This window comes from Gemmatimonadota bacterium (assembly GCA_041390105.1).
In the GTDB taxonomy this organism is placed as follows: Bacteria; Gemmatimonadota; Gemmatimonadetes; order Longimicrobiales; family Gaopeijiaceae; genus JAGQIF01.
The window spans coordinates 506318-523109 of sequence record JAWKQO010000001.1; the positions used below are offsets into that span (position 1 = coordinate 506318).

Consider the following 16792-nt stretch of genomic DNA (forward strand, 5'->3'; position numbering starts at 1 on the left):
AAACGAACCATCCACAGGGATCCTGACGCTGCCTCTGCGGTATTCCCCCGGATCAGGGCCCCGCGGGGTCTGGACACGCTTTCCAAGGGTTCGGGTAGTGCAAGGCTCCAGACAGAAGCTGTTCACATTCCTCGCGATCGTTCCCCTTTGGATCGCCCTGGACTGGGTCACCAAGCGATGGGCTTTGGACGCGCTCGCCGGGGGGCGCCAGATCCACGTCATCCCCGGCTTCCTGCCCTTCACGCTGGCCTACAATCGGGGGGCAGCCTTCGGCCTCGAGATCGGATCGGACCCGAGGTGGGTCTTCGTGCCGATCACGATCCTGGCCCTGGTTCTCCTCTCCACCCTCTATGTCCGAGCCAAGCCCGGCGACTGGCTGCGGGTGGTCTCGCTGGCGCTCGTCATCGCGGGCGCGCTCGGAAACCTCTACGACCGCCTTCGTTGGGACCGTGGAGTGGTCGATTTCATCGGTCCCGCCAACCTGGGGTTCGCAGACTTCCCGATCTTCAACGTCGCTGACATGGGGATCTCCTGCGGGGCGGTGCTCCTGGCCATTTCGTTCTGGCTGGAAGAGCGCCAGCTCCAGGCCGCGAGCCAGCGCGTCGACGTCGCTGCGATGCCAGCCGTCGAAGAGCGTTGAGGGCAGCTACGACCTTCTCGGCGCTCCTCTCCCAAGACTCGGTGGCTGCGGCTCAGACCCGCTCGGCGCTGGATGCTTCGCAAGCGGTCTGGTCCGATCTGACCCAGATCTCGCCCACCGGGTGGCTGCTCGCGGTTTCCACCGCAGTGGCCGTGGGGTTGGGCCTCTCGTTCGTGTTGCGCGTTTTGATCCGGCGCTTCGAGCGGCTCGCGCAGCGCACGCGGACCGAGTTCGACGACCTGGCGGTGCAACTCCTCAGTCGGACGAGACGCCTCTTCGTGTTTCTGGTGGCGGTGTGGCTCGGCTCTCGCACCGTCGACCTCCCTCCCGCTTTGAACGGAGCGCTGAGGGGCTTGCTGGTGGTCGGTCTCTTCCTGCAGGGCGGCCTCTGGGCGAACGGGGTCGTCAACCACCTGCTGACCCGCTATCGGCGTCATCAGCTGGAGGAGGATCCGACGTCGGCGACGGCCCTGGGGGCGGTGGCCTTTCTGGCGCGCACCTCGGTCTGGGCCATCGTCTTCCTGCTGGTGGTGGCCAACCTGGGCTTCGACGTCACCGCCCTCATCACCGGCCTCGGGATCGGGGGCATCGCCATCGCCCTCGCCGTCCAGAACGTGCTCGGGGACCTGTTCGCCTCCCTTGCCATCGTCCTGGACAAGCCCTTCGTGGTGGGGGACTTCATCGCCGTCGACGGGATGAACGGCACCGTCGAGCACGTCGGTGTGAAGACCACGCGTGTGCGTTCCCTGTCGGGGGAGCAGCTCATCTTCGGCAACGCCAACCTGCTCGGCACCTCGATCCGCAACTACGGGCGACTGCGGGAACGGCGCATCGTCTTCACGATCGGCGTCGAGTACGCCACGCCGCGCGAGAAGCTCAAGGCCATTCCAGGCTGGCTGCGTCAAGCTGTGGAGGCGCAGAAGCAGACGCGCTTCGATCGCGCCCATCTGCGGTCCTTCGGTGACTCGGCGATCGAGTTCGAGGTCGTCTACTACGTGCTCGAACCGAACTACGCGCTCTACATGGATGTGCAGCAGGCCATCAACCTGGTCGTGCACGAGGTGTTCGAGCGGGAGGGCATCGAGTTCGCCTTCCCGTCACGGACGGTCTTCCTGCGGGGGCTCGAGCCTGTGGCGGATCGGCTCAGGGCAGGGGGAGGCGGGCGGTCGGATCCAGATGAACGTGGGGACGATTTCCGCGGATAAGCTCCCGGGAGGCGTCGATCCGGCCGGGTAGGTTCCAGAGACACACGCCCCGTACGCGACCGGAACGCAGATAGTAGACCACCCCGCGCCGGTTGGGCTCCGCCCAGTCTTCGTAGATCTCCATGCCCGGACCCACCTCGCCCACGCAGTCGTAGTGCTGGTCGAAGATGTCCGAGTAGAAGAAGGGCAGGTGCTCGTAGGTCACGTCCAGGCCGGCCATGGCCTGGCCGGCGAGGAACCCGGAGTGGTTTGCGTGATCCTCGTGCTCGACCCGCAACGTGCGGCCCAGGGTGGGGCTCCAGAACGCAGCGACGTCGCCGGCCGCGAAGATGTTGGGGTCCGAGCTCCGGAACGAGGCGTCCACGACGATGCCGTCGTCGATCTCGAGTCGAGCGCCCGCGGCTAGTTGTAGGTTAGGCGAAGCCCCGATGCCGGCGACCACCACATCGGCGCGCAGCGTCTCCGAAGTCGCTCCCGAAACCGCGACGAGGAAGCGAGGTCCGCTCCGGCGCACCGCCGCCACCGTGCACCCGGGCCGCACGTCGACCCCGCGCGCCCGGTACAGGGCCGCGAGCTCGTCGCCGACGCCCGGAGTGGTGATCGGCGCGAGAACGCGGTCTTCGGGGAACAGCAGGGTGACCTGCTTGCCCGCCTCGGTCAGCACGGCGGCCAGCTCGGTGCCCACGAACCCGCCACCGACCACTACAACGCGCGAACCTGTAGCGACGGCCGCCCGCAGCTTGCGGTAGTCATCCAAGGTCCGGAAGTGGATCACCTGGGGGACGGCGTCGGGCAGGGTGTTGGCGGACAGGCCGGTCGCGATCAGGAGACGGTCGTAACTGTAGATGGTGCCTTGCTCGTCCAGGACCGTCCGGGGATCCGGGTCGATGCGCTGCGCGCGGCGGCCCAGGTGGAGCTGTACACCTTCGAGCGCGTCCGTGCCGCGGAGGATGCGGTCGTTGGCCCAGCCCTTCCAGAGGCCTTTGGAGAGGGCGGGGCGGTCGTAGGGCGCGTCTGCCTCCTCGGAGAGGATTCCGATGCTGGCGTCGGCGTCCACGGAGCGGATGCCACGGGCGGCTGCATCTGCGGTGATTCCCCCGCCGATAATCAGGTACCGATGTTGGGGCATGGCCGGCCTTGTCCGTCCGTCAGTCCGTCTCGTGCCGCGGAGCAGGCTCGAATTCGACGGATTCGATGCGCCGACCCACCATTTCCACCACCCGGAACCTACCCCCCGCGACCTGGATCTCGTCTCCCGGACGGGGCACCCGCGCTAGCCGTCCGAAGAGATGACCGGCCAAAGTGTCGTTCAACGGGTCCTCGAGCGAAAGCCCCAGGTGTTCGTTCACCGCGTCCAGCAGGGCCCCACCCCAGACCCGGACGCGGCCGTCCTCGAGGTCCACGAAGTCGATCGGCTCGTCGACCTCGTGTTCGTCCTGGATCTCGCCGACGATCTCTTCGATCAGATCCTCTAGAGTGACGAGGCCCGCGGTGCCCCCGAACTCGTCGACGACGATCATCATCTTGGTGCGCTTCTGGCGCATCTCCGGGATGAGCTCTTCGACCGGCTTGGATGCGGGAGCGAACTGGATGGGGCGCATGATGCCACGGATCTCCGTCGCTCCGGCGCGATCGGCCTGCCAGAGGTCCCGCGCCAGGAGAACCCCCACGACGCGGTCCAAGCTCCCCTCGAAGACCGGGAGGCGAAGGTGTCCCTGATCGAGCATGACGGACTTCGCCTCCTCGACCGTGGCGTCGCTGGGCACAGCCACGATCTCGGTGCGAGGGGTCATGACCTGGCCGGCGGAGACCTCGTCCAAGTTCATGACATTGGTCATGACCTGCCACTCCGCTTCGTCCAACGTGCCTTCCCTGCGGCCGATCTCAGCCAACACCTCGATCTCCGCGCGACTGATCGTCGGGTGGGCGGTGCGGGGTTTGATGAGGTTCTGCACGATGGAGAGCGTCCAGACCACCGGCTTCATGATGAAGACGAGCCCCCAGAGCACGTAGGCGGCCGGGACCGACAGTCCCTTCCAGAACGAGGCGCCCACCGTCTTGGGGATGATCTCCGAGAGCACCAGGACGGCCAGCGTCAGCAAGACCGAGAACGCCGTGAGCCAGCGATCCCCGTACAGATCCTGGACGATGGCTCCGGCCAGCGCCGCTCCGATCGTATGGGCGATCGTATTGAGGGTGAGGATGGCCGCAATGGGCTCCTCGACCTCCGCCCGCAACGTCTCGAGGTAGCGTCCGGCCCTGGGGTTCTGCTCCTTCAGCACCTGGACGAACGGATACGTGATCGAAAGCAGGACAGCTTCGAGAATCGAGCAGAGGAACGAGATCGCCAGGGAGATCCCGAGAACCCAAAGGAGCCTGGTCATCCGCTGTGGGTTGAGGTCACCGGGGCTCGGGCGCCACGTCCGGACCCCCGCGGACCGGGCGTGACCGGGGGCCGTGGCGAAGATGATCCGCTGGGGTCCTCTGCGCCAGCCGGCGGGCGGGTGGCGCGGGCCTTTCCCGCCCGCGATGTCGAGGCGAGGTTCCGACCCAGGTGGGTGGAAGCGAGGGCGCGCGCCTCGCAGTCCGATGTGCCCGAGGAACCCGATGCCAGATCGTGAGACCGACTACAATCCGTACCGTCCTGGGGGGCCGCCGCCTCCCCTACGATTGGCCCGCCGCCTCGATCCGGAGATCTTCCAGCTGCCGGTCGCGAAGATGCGGAGCGGATATTACTCGGACAAATACTTCGTGCGTGCGCGGGAGGTACTCAAGGCCGACGGCATCGACCCCGAGGTGACCGTCCAGGTCTTCCAGAAGCAGAGGGCCTGGGTCGCGGGCACCGACGAGGCCATCGCCATCCTCAAGCTCTGCCTCACCGACGGCTACTCCTTCGGAGACCTGGACGTACGCGCGCTCTGCGACGGAGACCGGGCCGAACCCTGGGAGCCGGTGCTGCAGATCCAGGGGCCGTACGCCGCCTTCGCCCACCTGGAGACGTTGTACGTGGGCGTCCTCTCCCGCCGTACCAAGATCGCCACCAATACCCGCGCCGTGGTCGAGGCTGCCTGGCCCAAGTCGGTCATGTTCTTCCCGGCGCGCCATGACCATTGGATGGTGCAGACGGGTGACGGATGGGCCGCGCACATCGCGGGAGCCATCGGTGTGTCGACGGATGCCCAGGCCTCCTGGTGGGGTTCCGAGGGCATCGGAACCGTCCCCCATGCCCTCATCGCGGCCTATGGCGGAGACACCGTGCGTGCGACGCGGGCGCTCGCTGCCCACGTCGACGAGCACGTCCAGATCGTCGCGCTGGTCGACTTCGACAACGATTGCGTCAGCACCTCGTTGGCGGTGGCGCGCGCGTTGGGGGCTCGTTTGTACGCGGTGCGGCTCGATACGGCCTCCACCATGGTGGACCGTTCGCTGATGGATGAGCTCGGCGACTTCGACCCCCGGGGGGTCAACGCTCGCCTGGTGCAGAAGGTCCGCTCGGCATTGGACGGGGAGGGGTTCCGCAACGTCCGCATCGTCGCCTCGGGGGGCTTCAACGCGGACCGGATCCGGGTTTTCGAGGAAGCCGGTGTGCCCGTGGACTCCTACGGGGTGGGCTCGGCCCTCATGCACGGCTCCTACGACTACACTGCCGACGTGGTCCAGGAGGGCGGACGGGACCTGGCCAAGGTGGGCCGCCGCTTCCGCCCTTCCGAGCGGCTGCTGTCGGTCGAATGAGGCCCTGAAGCCGCTCCCTTGCTCGGGTTGACACGGGTGGCGGCCGCGGCAGAGCTTGCCTCAGCACGCCCGTGCGTGCAGGTCGCGTACCTCAGCCCCTAGGGAACCGATGTCTCCTCGCCGCTTGCGCGGTGGGCGCCTGCTGATCGCAATGACCGCGATCGTCGCGCTCGCACCGCTGCCGCTCGTCGCCCAGCGTGTCACCTCGCCCGAACAAGCGTTCGGACAGGCTCTGGGCTCCGACTACTTCCTCGCCACGTACACCCAGCTGATCGACTACTGGCAGACGCTGGCTCGCGAATCGGACCGGATGGTATTGGACACCATCGGCGCCACGGAGGAGGGTCGCCCGCACCTCATGGCGATCATCACCTCCCCTGAGAACCACCGGAACCTGGAGCGTTACCGGAGCATCTCCGAACGTCTGGCGCGCGCCAAGGGCGTCAGCGAAGACGAGGCGCGTCTGTTGGCGGCGGAAGGGAAGACGGTGATCTGGATCGACGGGGGCCTGCATGCCACGGAGGTGCTGGGCGCGCAGCAGCTGATGGAGCTGGTGTACCAGATGACCAGCCGCTCCGATCCCGAGACGCTGCGCTTCCTGGACGACGTGATCATCCTGGCCGTGCACGCCAACCCCGATGGACACGAGCTGGTGTCCACCTGGTACATGCGGGAGGACGACCCGCTGAAGCGCTCGACCTCGAACATCCCGGTGTTGTACGAGAAGTACGCGGGGCACGACAACAACCGTGACTTCTTCATGTCCAACCTGGCGGAAACCACCAACATGAACCGGGTCATGTACCGGGAGTGGTATCCCCAGATCGTGTACAACCACCACCAGACGGGGCCCGAAGGAACCATCATGTTCGCGCCGCCCTTCCGCGATCCGCCGAACTACCACTTCGATCCGATGATCATCACCGCGTTGGATCAGGTCGGCTCGGCAATGCACTCGCGGATGGTCATGGAAGGGAAGGGTGGAACCACCATGCGCTCGGGCTCCAGCTATTCGACCTGGTGGAACGGAGGACTTCGCACGACACCCTACTTCAAGAACATGGTGGGGTTGCTCACCGAAACGGTGGGGAACCCGACCCCGATCGAGATTCCGTTCCTGCCGAGTCAGCAGCTCACGCACGGCGACCTGCCGCTACCGGTGAAGCCGACGCAGACCTGGCACTTCCGGCAGTCGATCGAATACTCCCTGACCGCGAACCGGGCCGTGCTCGACTACGCGTCGCGCAATCGCGACCGGTTGCTGTACAACATCTGGAAGATGGGCACCAACTCCATCGCCCGTGGTAGCCAGGACACCTGGACCGTGCGGCCCAAGTGGATCGCGCGGGCGGAGGAAGCGCTCCCGTCTCGTCCGGGACGGGGCGGTGCGCGTGCTCGGGGGAATGCGGCGGACTTCGACCGTTTGCTGCGACGTCCGGAGGATCGGGACCCGCGGGGTTACATCCTGTCGGCCGATCAGGCGGACCTGCCCACAGCGGTGAAGTTCCTCAATACGCTGCTGAAGAACGGCATCGAGGTCCAGCGGGCGACCGCCGCTTTCAGCGCCGGCGGCAAACGCTATCCGGCGGGCTCCTACGTGGTTCGAGCCGACCAGGCGTTCAGGCCCCATGTGATCGACATGTTCGAGCCGCAGGACCACCCCAACGACTTCGCCTACCCGGGCGGGCCGCCGGTCCCGCCATACGACCTGACCGGGTGGACGCTCGCCTACACCATGGACGTCGACTTCGACCGTCTCGTCGACGGCTTCGACGGTCCGTTCGAAGTCGTGCAGGAGCAACTGCTCGCGCCCCCGGCGGGCAGCGTCAGCGGCGATGCGCGGGCCGGCTATCTCATGAGCCATCGGTTCAAGGATGCCTTCACCGTGGTCAACCGCCTGCGGGCCGCCGGGAAGCGGGTCTACTGGATGGAGGCCTCCGGGGACGGCTTCGAGCCGGGAACATTCTTCATTCCGAGCGGCGGCGGAGTGCGTCCGATCGTCGAGACGGCGGCGCGTGAGCTGGGCGTCAGCTTCACGGGTGTGTCCACCCGGCCCGCAGGTGCGGCGCTCGAGCTCGGGCGGGCTCGCGTCGGACTCTTCGACCAGTACGGAGGGATCATGCCTTCCGGTTGGACCCGCTTCATCCTCGAGCGCTTCGAGTTCTCGTTCCGGCAGGTCTTCCCGCAGGAGATCGACGCCGGGCGCCTCGACCGCAACTTCGACGTTCTGATCTTCACCGACGGAGCCATCCGCTCCGGAGGTGGTTTCGGAGGTCGGGGACCCGATGCGGAGTCGATTCCAGCGGAATACCGGTCGCATCTCGGATCGTTCAGCTCCGAGAGCAGCCTGCCCGCGATTCGCGACTTCCTGGAGCGGGGCGGGACGGTGATCACGATCGGCTCCTCCACAGAGCTGGCGTCGATGCTGGGATTGCCGGTCAGCGACTACATGGTCAAGCCGGGAACCAACGAACACCTGGCCGAAGAAGAGTACTTCATCCCCGGCTCTATCCTCGCGGTGGAGCTGGACCGTTCCTCACCGCTCACCCGCGGGTTGGACGAGCGGATCGACGTGATGTTCGACGCCAGCCCGGTCTTCAAGGTGGGCAGCGCCGCTGGACTCAAGACCGTGGGCCGCTATGGACCACAGCCCCTGCGCAGCGGTTGGGCATGGGGGCAGGAGCACCTCAATGGCGGTGCTGCGATCCTGGAAGCCGATGTCGGACGCGGGAAGCTGTTCGTGTTCGGGCCGGAGGTCGCCTTCCGCGGGCAGACGCACGGGACCTTCCCGTTGCTGTTCAACGGGATCTGGTATCCGGAGGGCAAGGCGACCACGCTACGCTGACCAGCTCGGCCTGGCGGGTGCGCGGCGCGGGTCGGGACCTCCGGGTCCCGGCCCGCTTTCCTGTTCGAGGCAGCGGAGCCTTCGTGGAAGGCAGAGGCGCTCAGGTCTCCTGGTCGGTGGGCCGCACCAGGATCTCCGAGACGTTGACGCGATCGGGGGCGGAGACGGCGAACAGGATCGCTTCCGCGACGTCGGCGGGCTCCAGGGGGCGCTTGTCTTCCCAGCGGGCCAGAAACGCGGCTCGCGCTTCGGGATCGCGGATGTTCTCTGCCAGCTCGCTGCGAACGACGCCTGGCTCCAGATCGGTGATGCGGATCTTGGTCGCGGCCGACAGCTCCAGCTGCATCCCGCGCGAAAGCGCGCGGACCGCGTGCTTGGTGGCGGCGTAGACCGTGCCGCCCGGGAAGGGCCGCCGGCCTGCCAAGGAACCGACGTTGACGATGTGACCGCGGCCCTCCTGCAGCATGGCGGGCAGAACCGCCGCAATGCCGTAGAGGACACCCTTGACGTTCACGTCGATCATCCACTCCCAGTCGGCGACGTCCAGGCGGCTGAGCTCCGCCAGGTGCATCACGCCCGCGTTGTTGACCAGGATATCGATGGTGCCGAAGCGATCCAGCGTCAGGGCCGCCAGAGCTTCCATGGCGCGGCGCGAGGTGACGTCGGTGGGCACCACCAGGAAGGCGTTTTCTTCGGGGGCCCGGGCTTGCAACGCTTCCAGACGGTCCACGCGGCGTGCCGCCGCCACCACCTTGGCGCCGGCGGCGGCGAGGCGTAACGCGGTGGCCCGCCCGATCCCGCTGGAGGCGCCGGTGACGATCGCGACCCGTCCTGCCAGGGGCCCCCGGCTACGAGACATTCGCCAGGCCGGCCTCCGCGACGAGGATCACGAGGGCGCGCTGGATGCCGAGGGCACCGTTCTCGTTGATGAAGAACTCGTTCAGCGAGTGGGCGTTCACGCCGACGCCACCCCCGCCGATGGTGATGGACGGGATGCCCAATGAGATGGGCACGTTGGAATCCGTCGACGACATCCCCAGGCGGGGCTCCAGGCCCAGCGCCTTGGTGGCGGCGATCGCCCTCTGCAGGAACGGGGTCTCCGCGGGGACGCTCCCGGAGGGACGGTCACCGACCAACTGGACGTCGACGGTCAGAGGTTCGCCCCGGCGGCGCAGCTCGTTCTCCTCGACCAGGGCCCGCTGCACGCCCGCCTGCAGGATCGAATCGACGTGGGCGAGGGTCTCCTGACCCTCGGAGCGCATGTCGACTTCCATCCAGGCTTCGAACGGGACCGAGTTGACGGACGTTCCACCCCCCAGGACGCCGACGTTGTAGCTCGTGCGCCGGGGGGCGCTGCGGGTATAGGGATCGGCGCCGTCCTGGAAATAGCGGATGGCCCGGCCCAGGGCGTGCGCGGGGTTGGCCAGGCCGAAGGCACCCCAGGAGTGCCCGCCCGGTCCTTTGAAGGTGATGCGGTAGCGGTGGGATCCGAGACCCTCGTGCGTGATCCCCTCGGCGCCCGTCCCATCGATCGAGATGAAGATGTCCGGGTGTGGGATCCCCTCCCGGAACAGGTGCTTGACCCCCCGCAAGTCGCCCAGCCCCTCTTCACCCACGGTCCCGACGAACCAGATGTCCGCGTCCGTGCGGAGCCCCGCAGCGTTCATGGCCCGGAGAACGGCCAGGACCGTGGCCAGACCCCGTGTATCGTCCGCGATCCCTGGGGCGGCCAGCGTGTCCCCCCGGATCTGGACCGTGACATCCGTCCCCTCCGGAAAGACCGTGTCCAGGTGGCCGGAGAACACGATGGTCTTCCCGGATCCGCTCCCACGCCGCACGCCCACCACGTTCCCCTCGGGGTCCACCCAGCTGGTATCGACGCCCAGGTCTTCCAGCATCGAACGGAAGACGCGCCCCCGCTCCTGCTCCATGAAGGGCGGCGCCGGGATCTGCGTCAGGGCCAGCAGATCCTCCATCGTCTGGGCGTCGGTCTCCTCCACGTGGTCCAGGGCTCGCCGCACCCCGGGATTGGAGAGCAGCGCCTGGATCTCCCGCTCCGCACCGGCGGCCTGCGCCAGGGCGGGCCGCGGAATGAAAGGCAAAGCGAGCAGACAGGCGAGGGCGAGGGGGCGCGGGATCGGCATGGAGAATCCGGGAAGATGGGGGGTCAGGAACGCATCCGGACGGTAGCGGCTCCCCCAAGCTGAATCAATCAGGTCGCCATGGGTTGATTTCGCCTGGGTGCGCTTCGATTGTTGACGTCGTCCAAGGGGTTGGAGGGTGGAGCCGGTGGTTGCGCCCAGGGCCGGATCGCGGCTCACCCAGCTCCTCGCACCCGCGCCCTCCACGGGCGGTCCCGTCACCCGGTCGCCGTGAGCACTCGCGCCCAGATCCTGCCTCCCCCCGCGATCGCCCGCCCCCTCCGGGCCGTGGGCCGCGTGGCCCAAGGCACGGCAGAACATGCGGGGCAGCTCGCGCTCCTCCTGGTGGAGATCGTGCGCGCCGTCGTCACCCTGCGCGTTTCCCTTCGCTCCATCGTGCGCCAGATCTACGTGATGGGCGTGCAGAGCATCCCCATCGTGCTGGTCACCTCGGTCCTGTCGGGGATCGTGACCAGCCAGCAGGGTGGCTACCAGTTCACCGGCTCGATTCCGCTCTATGTGCTGGGCTCGGTGGTGGCCGCCAGCATCGTGCTGGAGCTGGGGCCGGTCCTCACCGCGATCGTTCTGGTGGGCCGCGTGGGCGCCCGCATCACGGCCGAGCTGGGCACCATGGTCGTCACCGAGCAGATCGACGCGCTGCACTCCCTGGGGCGGGACCCCGTGGCGATCCTGGCCGCTCCGCGCCTGGTGGCGGGGATCATCGTGGTCCCGGCCCTGGTGGGCATCGCGGATGCAATCGGCATCTTCGCCGGCATGGTGGCCGCCGACCTGACCGTGGGCCTGGGGTGGGATGGCTTCCTGTATGGCGCACGACTGTTCTGGCACTCGTGGGATCTGTTCTACTCCTTCATGAAGGCCATCACGTTCGGTTTCGCCATCCCGCTGATCGCCGTGCACATGGGGCTGCGCACCGGCGGGGGCGCTTCCGGGGTAGGTCGCACCACCACTGCCTCGGTGATGTTCATGACCCTCACGGTCCTGATCCTGGACGCCCTCTTCCCGCCGTTGTTCCTCCAGTGACGGGTAGGGGAGAGCGTCTGCGCCCATGATCGAGTACCGGTCCGTCTCGAAGTCCTTTGATATTCCCGTGCTGGACGGTGTGAGCCTCACCGTCGAGACGGGCGAGATGTTCGGGATCTTCGGTCCGTCCGGGACCGGGAAGAGCGTACTCCTGAAGACCACCATCGGTCTGATCGTCCCGGACCGGGGCGACGTGCGCATCGACGGCCGCTCGATCTACTTCGGCGGCACCGACACCTTGGATTGGGTGCGGCAGAAGGTCGGATACGTGTTCCAGAATGCGGCGCTCTTCGACTCCGTCAATGTCTTCGAGAACGTCCTCATGGGAATTCCCGAAGCCCGCCTGCGGGAGCTGTCCCGCGCGGAGGCGCAGCGTCGTTGCTGGGAGGCCATCGACCAGGTCAACCTGGAACCAGCGGAAGTGCTGGGGAAGCTGCCCTCCGAGCTGTCCGGCGGCATGCGCAAGCGCGTGGGGATCGCGCGAGCCATCGTGGGCCGGCCGGAGATCCTGTTGTGGGATGAGCCGACCACCGGGCTCGATCCAATCAACACCGCCGCCGTGGAGCGACTGATCACGCAGCTGTCCGGTCATCTCAACGTGACGTCCGTCATCGTCACGCACGACATCGAAGGTGGCCTGGATATGTGTGACCGCGTGGCCATGTTGGAGGGGCGGCGCGTACGGTTCATTGGGACGCCCACGGAGTTCCGCGCGTCTCCGGACCCAGTGGTGCAGGCGTTCATCGATCGCAGTGCTGCCGAGCGCGCGCTCGATGCACTGGAAGTCAGTTGACGACAGCGGAGTGAGCTCAAGCGTGGCAACCGAAGAGAGTCGACGCGGTCCCTCCGATGCGGAGATCAAGGCGGCCGTCCCGCCGGCCGCAGGTGCGCATGAGCTGCGCGTCGGCGTGTTCGTGTTGATCGGACTCATCTCCTTCATGTTGGTGCTTTTCCTGATGACCGATCCCGCGTCGTTCCGGGGGCGCTACATGGTGATGACGCTCGTGGACAACGCCGGCGGGATCCGCAAGGGCGACCCGGTCCAGATGAAGGGCGTGAACATCGGCCGGGTGCACGCGTTCGAGATCCAGGACAGCGCCGTGGCGATCACGCTGGAGATCGAAGGCGAGTGGGAAATCCCCACCGATTCGCGCACACGGCTCGCCAGCTCCGGACTCCTGGGGGGCTTGACCGTGGAGGTGGTGCGGGGCCAGGCCAGCACCCTTGCGCGGGAAGGGGCGGTGCTGCCGGGGGCAGCGGAGGGCGGCGATCTCATGCAGACGGCCAGTCAGATCGGGGGCCAGGCCGAGGCCGTGCTGGGCCAGTTGAGAGAGGCGCTTTCCGACAACACGGTCGCCTCGGTCGAAGCCAGTGCTATAGAACTGAAGACGCTGCTGGAGACGCTGACGCGCGTAAGCCGGCAGCAAGGGGACGAGTTGGCCCGCCTGACCGCGTCGCTCGGTCGAACGGCGCAGGGCCTGGAAGCGTCCACTCCAGAGGTGCAGCAGACGCTGGCGCAGGCGGACACCGCGATGCAGCGCCTCAGCGCCACTGCCGCCACGCTCGAAGGTGCGTCGGCGTCGCTGGACACCGTGCTGGGTCGCCTGGCCCGTGGGGAAGGCTCCCTGGGTCGGCTGAGCGTGGACGACGAGCTGTACGAGAACCTGAATCGAGCTTCGATCGCGCTTCAGGAACTGCTCACCGATCTGCGTGAGCACCCCGGCCGCTATCTGAAGATCTCGGTCTTCTAGGCCCGGCCAGTCCGGACCAGGGTCGTTGAAAAGGGGGCGGGCCCGCTCGGGACCCGCCCCCTCTTCGTTGGTCTGGACCGGAGCGGCGCGGAGACCACCCCCGGCTGCAGCGCCTACCAGCCCGGGGCGATGGAGAAGCCCCAGTGCCAGCCCTTGTTGGGGCGTTGGAAGGGGAACGCGTAGTAGCTCTCCAGCACCAGGAACCCCAGGATGTTGGTGCGCGCCGAGAAGCCGGCTGAGAACACCGGAACGCGGTCCGGGGTGGTCCGGTCCCAACGGAGCTCGGCGGGGTGCAACCCGTCCCAGGCCACACCGCCATCGGCGAAGGCGACCAACTCGGTGGGTAGGTACGGGAAGTTGAGCAGGCCGTATTGCTCCGTCCCGAAGAGCGGCACCCGGACTTCCGCATTGATCACACCGATCCGGTGGCCCAGGGTACGGTCGAACTCGATGCAGGTGGAGGTCGTCGATTGCGTGCACTCGCGCTGCACGTCGTAGCTCTCCGGAGCATATCCGCGAATGAACGTCTCGAAGCCCAACGGAATCGGGCGCAGCTCGCTGTTATCCAGTGAGGACCCGTAGTTGCCCAGGTGGTAGGTCCGGAACCCGAAGGTCAGGTTGCGCATCGGGTTGAAGTAGCGCCGGTAGTCGGCGATCAACGTGAGGTAGTCGACCGTGCCCACCGTGCCCCCGACCTGCAGACGCGACCGCCCGCCCCGCACCGGTGACGTGAACCCGAAGAACGAGTAGTCGTTGACCAGCGCCATGTAGCCCTGGAAAAGGTTCAGGGGCGCCGGCACCAGGTCGTTCCGCGTCTCACGGGTGATGTCGATGATGTTGCCAAAGGGATCGTAGGTCTGGGTCTCCAGCTCCAGGTCCCAGGAGTAGCGGTTGAAGCCCAGCGAGCCTTCCACCCGTCGTGTGGTGGTGAAGGGGTAGGCGAGGACGCCGTTGATCGCGTCCTGGAAGATCCGGTAGCGCTGCAACTCGATCTGCTGGAACCCCTCCGGGGTGATGCCGAAGCTGGCACCGATGTACTGATAGGGAATGCGTCCCCCGAACGTACCCCAGTTCCACCGGTTCCCCAGATCCTGATAGGTGAATTGACCGCCCAGATCCTTGAAGGTGCCGTTGGCCTGGAACGCCACGCCCATCCGGCGGTTGCCCAACATGTCACTGAAGAACGCGGCCGCACCCCCGGACACGTAGTTGCCGAACTGATCGGCTCCGACGCCGATGGTGGGCTGCCCGACGAAGTCGAGCTGGAGGTCGGAATCGTAGTCTTGCGCGTCCTGCGCCAGATAGGTCCCCGGCGGCACCAGGCCCGTGTCCGGGTCATCCAGATAGCGGCTGACGCGCTGTGTGGTCTTGGGGTCCACCGGCGGAAGGATGCGTCCTGCTTGCAGACCCGCGAAGTCCTCGGCGGTCACCGGTTGGCCGGCCGTCTGCACGTCGAGCGCGTACACGTGGAACTCGCGTTCGTCGAAGATCGAGAAGACGACCGTGCCGGCGTCCTTGGCCACGGTCATGGCCGGCGCCTCCCAGGTGATGCCACTCACGCCTGTGGCGACCCTCGTCACCCGGCGGATCTCGCGCTCCTGGAACGCATAGCGGTAGATGTCCTGGAAGCCGTCGGGGTCGGAGATGAAGTAGATGGACCGCCCGTCCGGCGCGTATTGCGGGTTGATGTGCTTGACCTCGCCGAAGAGATCGAGCACGTCCACGCGCCCGCTCGCCATGTCGTACAATGCGATCTGCGGCTTGCCGTAGCGCAGGCGCGTAAAGTCGGTCTGGCCGCTCCGGTCGCTGGAGAACGCGATGGTGCGCCCGTCGGGTGACCAGGTCGGGTGGAAGTCACCGAAGCGATCGTTGGTGAGCTGACGGATCTCCTCGGTGGTGAGGTCGATCAAGAACAGATCCGTGATCCCGCCCACCTGTCCCGAGAACGCGATGCTCTGGCCGTCCGGTGACCAGGCCGGGTTGGTGATGGCACCGATCGAGGGCACTTCCAAGCGACGTTCCGCATCCCCGTTGTCGACATCGACGATGACCAACTCGTTGCGACCGTCGGCGAAGACGACGAACACGAACTGCTTGCCGTCTGGCGACCAGGAGCCGCTGGAGTCGATGAAGCGGATGGCGTCCGAGTGCGGATCCGCGGCCGCGCTCGAGAGCTTGCGGATGATCTCACCCGTCTGAGCATTGGCCAGGAAGAGATCGACGGAGAAGAGGTCCTTTTCGGAGAGGAAGGCGACATACTGGCCGTCGGGGCTGACCGCCGGTGCCACATTCTGCCGACCCGCGCCGGTCTCCGGGGAGAGGATCAGGGTCCCGATCTGCTCGGGCGGCGTCCGCCCCTCGAGCAGCGGCGTATAGGCCGAGCGGATCTGCTCGTGCCACGCCACGGAGAGGGAGTCCTCGGTCGTGCCCAGGATCTGCCGAACGGCCGGCTCGACGCCGACCCGCAAGGCCCGGCGATAGAGGTTGATGACCGCGTCGTCTCCGTAGGTGCCGCCGACATAGGCCCAGAACGCCTCACCAAAGCGGTAGGGGAAGTACTTGGGGTCCTTGGAGAGCTGTTCGGTGGTGGGGATGTCATCGCGCCGCAACGCGTCGCGCAGCCACATGGCCGTGAGTGGGTCGTCCCTACCGACCGAGAGGTACTCGGCCATTCCTTCGATCATCCACAGCGGCAGTCGCACCAGGGACTGCAGGCCGCCACCCTGGCGGGACTGGGCGATGTCGTACTGGAAGGCATGGACCAGCTCGTGCCCCAACACGTGATCGGTGTCCCAGTAGGAGCCGGCCAACGGCATGATGACCCGGTTCTTGATGGACTCCGTGACACCCCCGGTGCCCTCGCTCAGCGTCCCGGTGAGCGTGTTGGTCTGCTGGAAGTCGGGGTGATCCGCGTACAGCACCACGGGCTTCCGCTGCGCGAACTCGTGCTGGAACGTGCGCGCCAGGCGTTCGTACCAGCGCTCGCCCATGCGGGCCGCGTCCTCGACGGCGCGCGCTTCCTCTTCATAGAAGTGGATGTCGAAGCGCTCTGTCGGGATGATTTCGAAATCGAAGCTGTCGTACTGGACCTTGTTGCGCCCGAAGTACTGAGCGGTGGCGGGCGTGCTCCACAACAGCACGGCGCTCGCCGCCAGGAGGAGGAGCGAAAGCGCGGACGGGCCCCCGGTGGAACGGTGGCGGAGAAGCATGGCCTTCCTCGAGTACGGCCCGGTCCTGGACGGACCGAAGCGGATCATCTGCCCCAAAGACATACACAGGCCCCGGAGCGTTGGGTCCCAGCGCTCATTCGCCGAATCCCCCCTTGGAGAAACGAGTTCCGCGCCCCATTGTTGCACCTGACATCCCTTGGCGGGGCGGCGCGTTGACGCGGGGCCCCCGCATGCCCACAAGAGAGGATCGGTGCGGTCGAGGCTACC

At 66.9% G+C, this 16792-nt stretch carries 12 protein-coding genes; 7 read left to right on the top strand and 5 right to left on the bottom strand.

The window, feature by feature from the left end; all coding sequences use genetic code 11:
* Window positions 1-97 precede the first annotated feature (97 nt).
* Both lspA and R3E10_02250 read left to right on the top strand, forming a co-directional pair.
* Window positions 98-640 carry a signal peptidase II gene (gene lspA, locus R3E10_02245; GenBank protein MEZ4414552.1) on the top strand — a complete coding sequence of 181 codons (543 nt, stop codon included), beginning with the start codon at window positions 98-100 and terminating at the stop codon, window positions 638-640.
* Window positions 637-1845 (top strand): mechanosensitive ion channel family protein, encoded by a 1209-nt coding sequence (locus tag R3E10_02250; GenBank protein MEZ4414553.1) that lies wholly within the window; start codon window positions 637-639, stop codon window positions 1843-1845. The genes lspA and R3E10_02250 overlap by 4 nt, the downstream gene beginning before the upstream one ends.
* On the opposite strand, the gene R3E10_02255 is transcribed toward R3E10_02250, so the two are convergent.
* Window positions 1784-2974, bottom strand: a complete 1191-nt coding sequence (locus tag R3E10_02255) for an FAD/NAD(P)-binding oxidoreductase (protein ID MEZ4414554.1) — start codon at window positions 2972-2974, stop codon at window positions 1784-1786. The genes R3E10_02250 and R3E10_02255 overlap by 62 nt on opposite strands.
* A 19-nt stretch (window positions 2975-2993) precedes the next feature.
* On the bottom strand, window positions 2994-4229 hold the full coding sequence (locus tag R3E10_02260) for a hemolysin family protein (protein ID MEZ4414555.1): 1236 nt from the start codon (window positions 4227-4229) through the stop codon (window positions 2994-2996).
* A 223-nt stretch (window positions 4230-4452) separates the two neighbouring features.
* On the opposite strand from R3E10_02260, the gene R3E10_02265 reads away from it, so the two are divergent.
* Complete coding sequence (locus R3E10_02265; GenBank protein ID MEZ4414556.1) at window positions 4453-5577, top strand: quinolinate phosphoribosyl transferase; 1125 nt, start codon at window positions 4453-4455, stop codon at window positions 5575-5577.
* 109 nt (window positions 5578-5686) lie between these two features.
* Window positions 5687-8422, top strand: coding sequence for a M14 family metallopeptidase (locus tag R3E10_02270; protein MEZ4414557.1), 2736 nt, complete (start codon window positions 5687-5689; stop codon window positions 8420-8422).
* A gap of 100 nt (window positions 8423-8522) precedes the next feature.
* Here R3E10_02270 and R3E10_02275 read toward each other — a convergent pair whose 3' ends face one another.
* Both R3E10_02275 and R3E10_02280 read right to left on the bottom strand, forming a co-directional pair.
* Entirely contained in the window at window positions 8523-9281 is a 759-nt protein-coding gene (locus R3E10_02275; GenBank protein MEZ4414558.1) for an SDR family oxidoreductase, read from the bottom strand.
* Window positions 9271-10566 carry a M20/M25/M40 family metallo-hydrolase gene (locus tag R3E10_02280; GenBank protein MEZ4414559.1) on the bottom strand — a complete coding sequence of 432 codons (1296 nt, stop codon included), beginning with the start codon at window positions 10564-10566 and terminating at the stop codon, window positions 9271-9273. The genes R3E10_02275 and R3E10_02280 overlap by 11 nt, the downstream gene beginning before the upstream one ends.
* 228 nt (window positions 10567-10794) lie before the next feature.
* Here R3E10_02280 and R3E10_02285 point away from each other — a divergent pair, with 228 nt between their 5' ends.
* Genes R3E10_02285 through R3E10_02295 form a run of 3 tightly spaced genes read left to right on the top strand, consistent with a single transcriptional unit; the run spans window position 10795 to window position 13355 of the window.
* Window positions 10795-11604: an ABC transporter permease gene (locus R3E10_02285; protein MEZ4414560.1), complete on the top strand. Its 810-nt coding sequence runs from the start codon at window positions 10795-10797 to the stop codon at window positions 11602-11604.
* Between the two features lie 25 nt (window positions 11605-11629).
* Window positions 11630-12397, top strand: a complete 768-nt coding sequence (locus R3E10_02290; protein MEZ4414561.1) for an ATP-binding cassette domain-containing protein — start codon at window positions 11630-11632, stop codon at window positions 12395-12397.
* A gap of 22 nt (window positions 12398-12419) precedes the next feature.
* Window positions 12420-13355: an MlaD family protein gene (locus tag R3E10_02295; protein ID MEZ4414562.1), complete on the top strand. Its 936-nt coding sequence runs from the start codon at window positions 12420-12422 to the stop codon at window positions 13353-13355.
* A gap of 113 nt (window positions 13356-13468) precedes the next feature.
* Here the strand turns inward: R3E10_02295 and R3E10_02300 are convergent, their stop codons facing one another.
* Window positions 13469-16564, bottom strand: a complete 3096-nt coding sequence (locus tag R3E10_02300) for a peptidase S9 (protein MEZ4414563.1) — start codon at window positions 16562-16564, stop codon at window positions 13469-13471.
* Window positions 16565-16792: the final 228 nt, after the last annotated feature.

Coding starts and splice junctions, on each gene's coding strand:
- R3E10_02255 (MEZ4414554.1), bottom strand. CDS start 2,974: ATGCCCCAACATCGGTACCTGATTATCGGCGGGGGAATCACCGCAGAT.
- R3E10_02290 (MEZ4414561.1), top strand. CDS start 11,630: ATGATCGAGTACCGGTCCGTCTCGAAGTCCTTTGATATTCCCGTGCTG.
- R3E10_02270 (MEZ4414557.1), top strand. CDS start 5,687: ATGTCTCCTCGCCGCTTGCGCGGTGGGCGCCTGCTGATCGCAATGACC.
- R3E10_02280 (MEZ4414559.1), bottom strand. CDS start 10,566: ATGCCGATCCCGCGCCCCCTCGCCCTCGCCTGTCTGCTCGCTTTGCCT.
- R3E10_02275 (MEZ4414558.1), bottom strand. CDS start 9,281: ATGTCTCGTAGCCGGGGGCCCCTGGCAGGACGGGTCGCGATCGTCACC.
- R3E10_02265 (MEZ4414556.1), top strand. CDS start 4,453: ATGCCAGATCGTGAGACCGACTACAATCCGTACCGTCCTGGGGGGCCG.
- R3E10_02300 (MEZ4414563.1), bottom strand. CDS start 16,564: ATGCTTCTCCGCCACCGTTCCACCGGGGGCCCGTCCGCGCTTTCGCTC.
- R3E10_02260 (MEZ4414555.1), bottom strand. CDS start 4,229: ATGACCAGGCTCCTTTGGGTTCTCGGGATCTCCCTGGCGATCTCGTTC.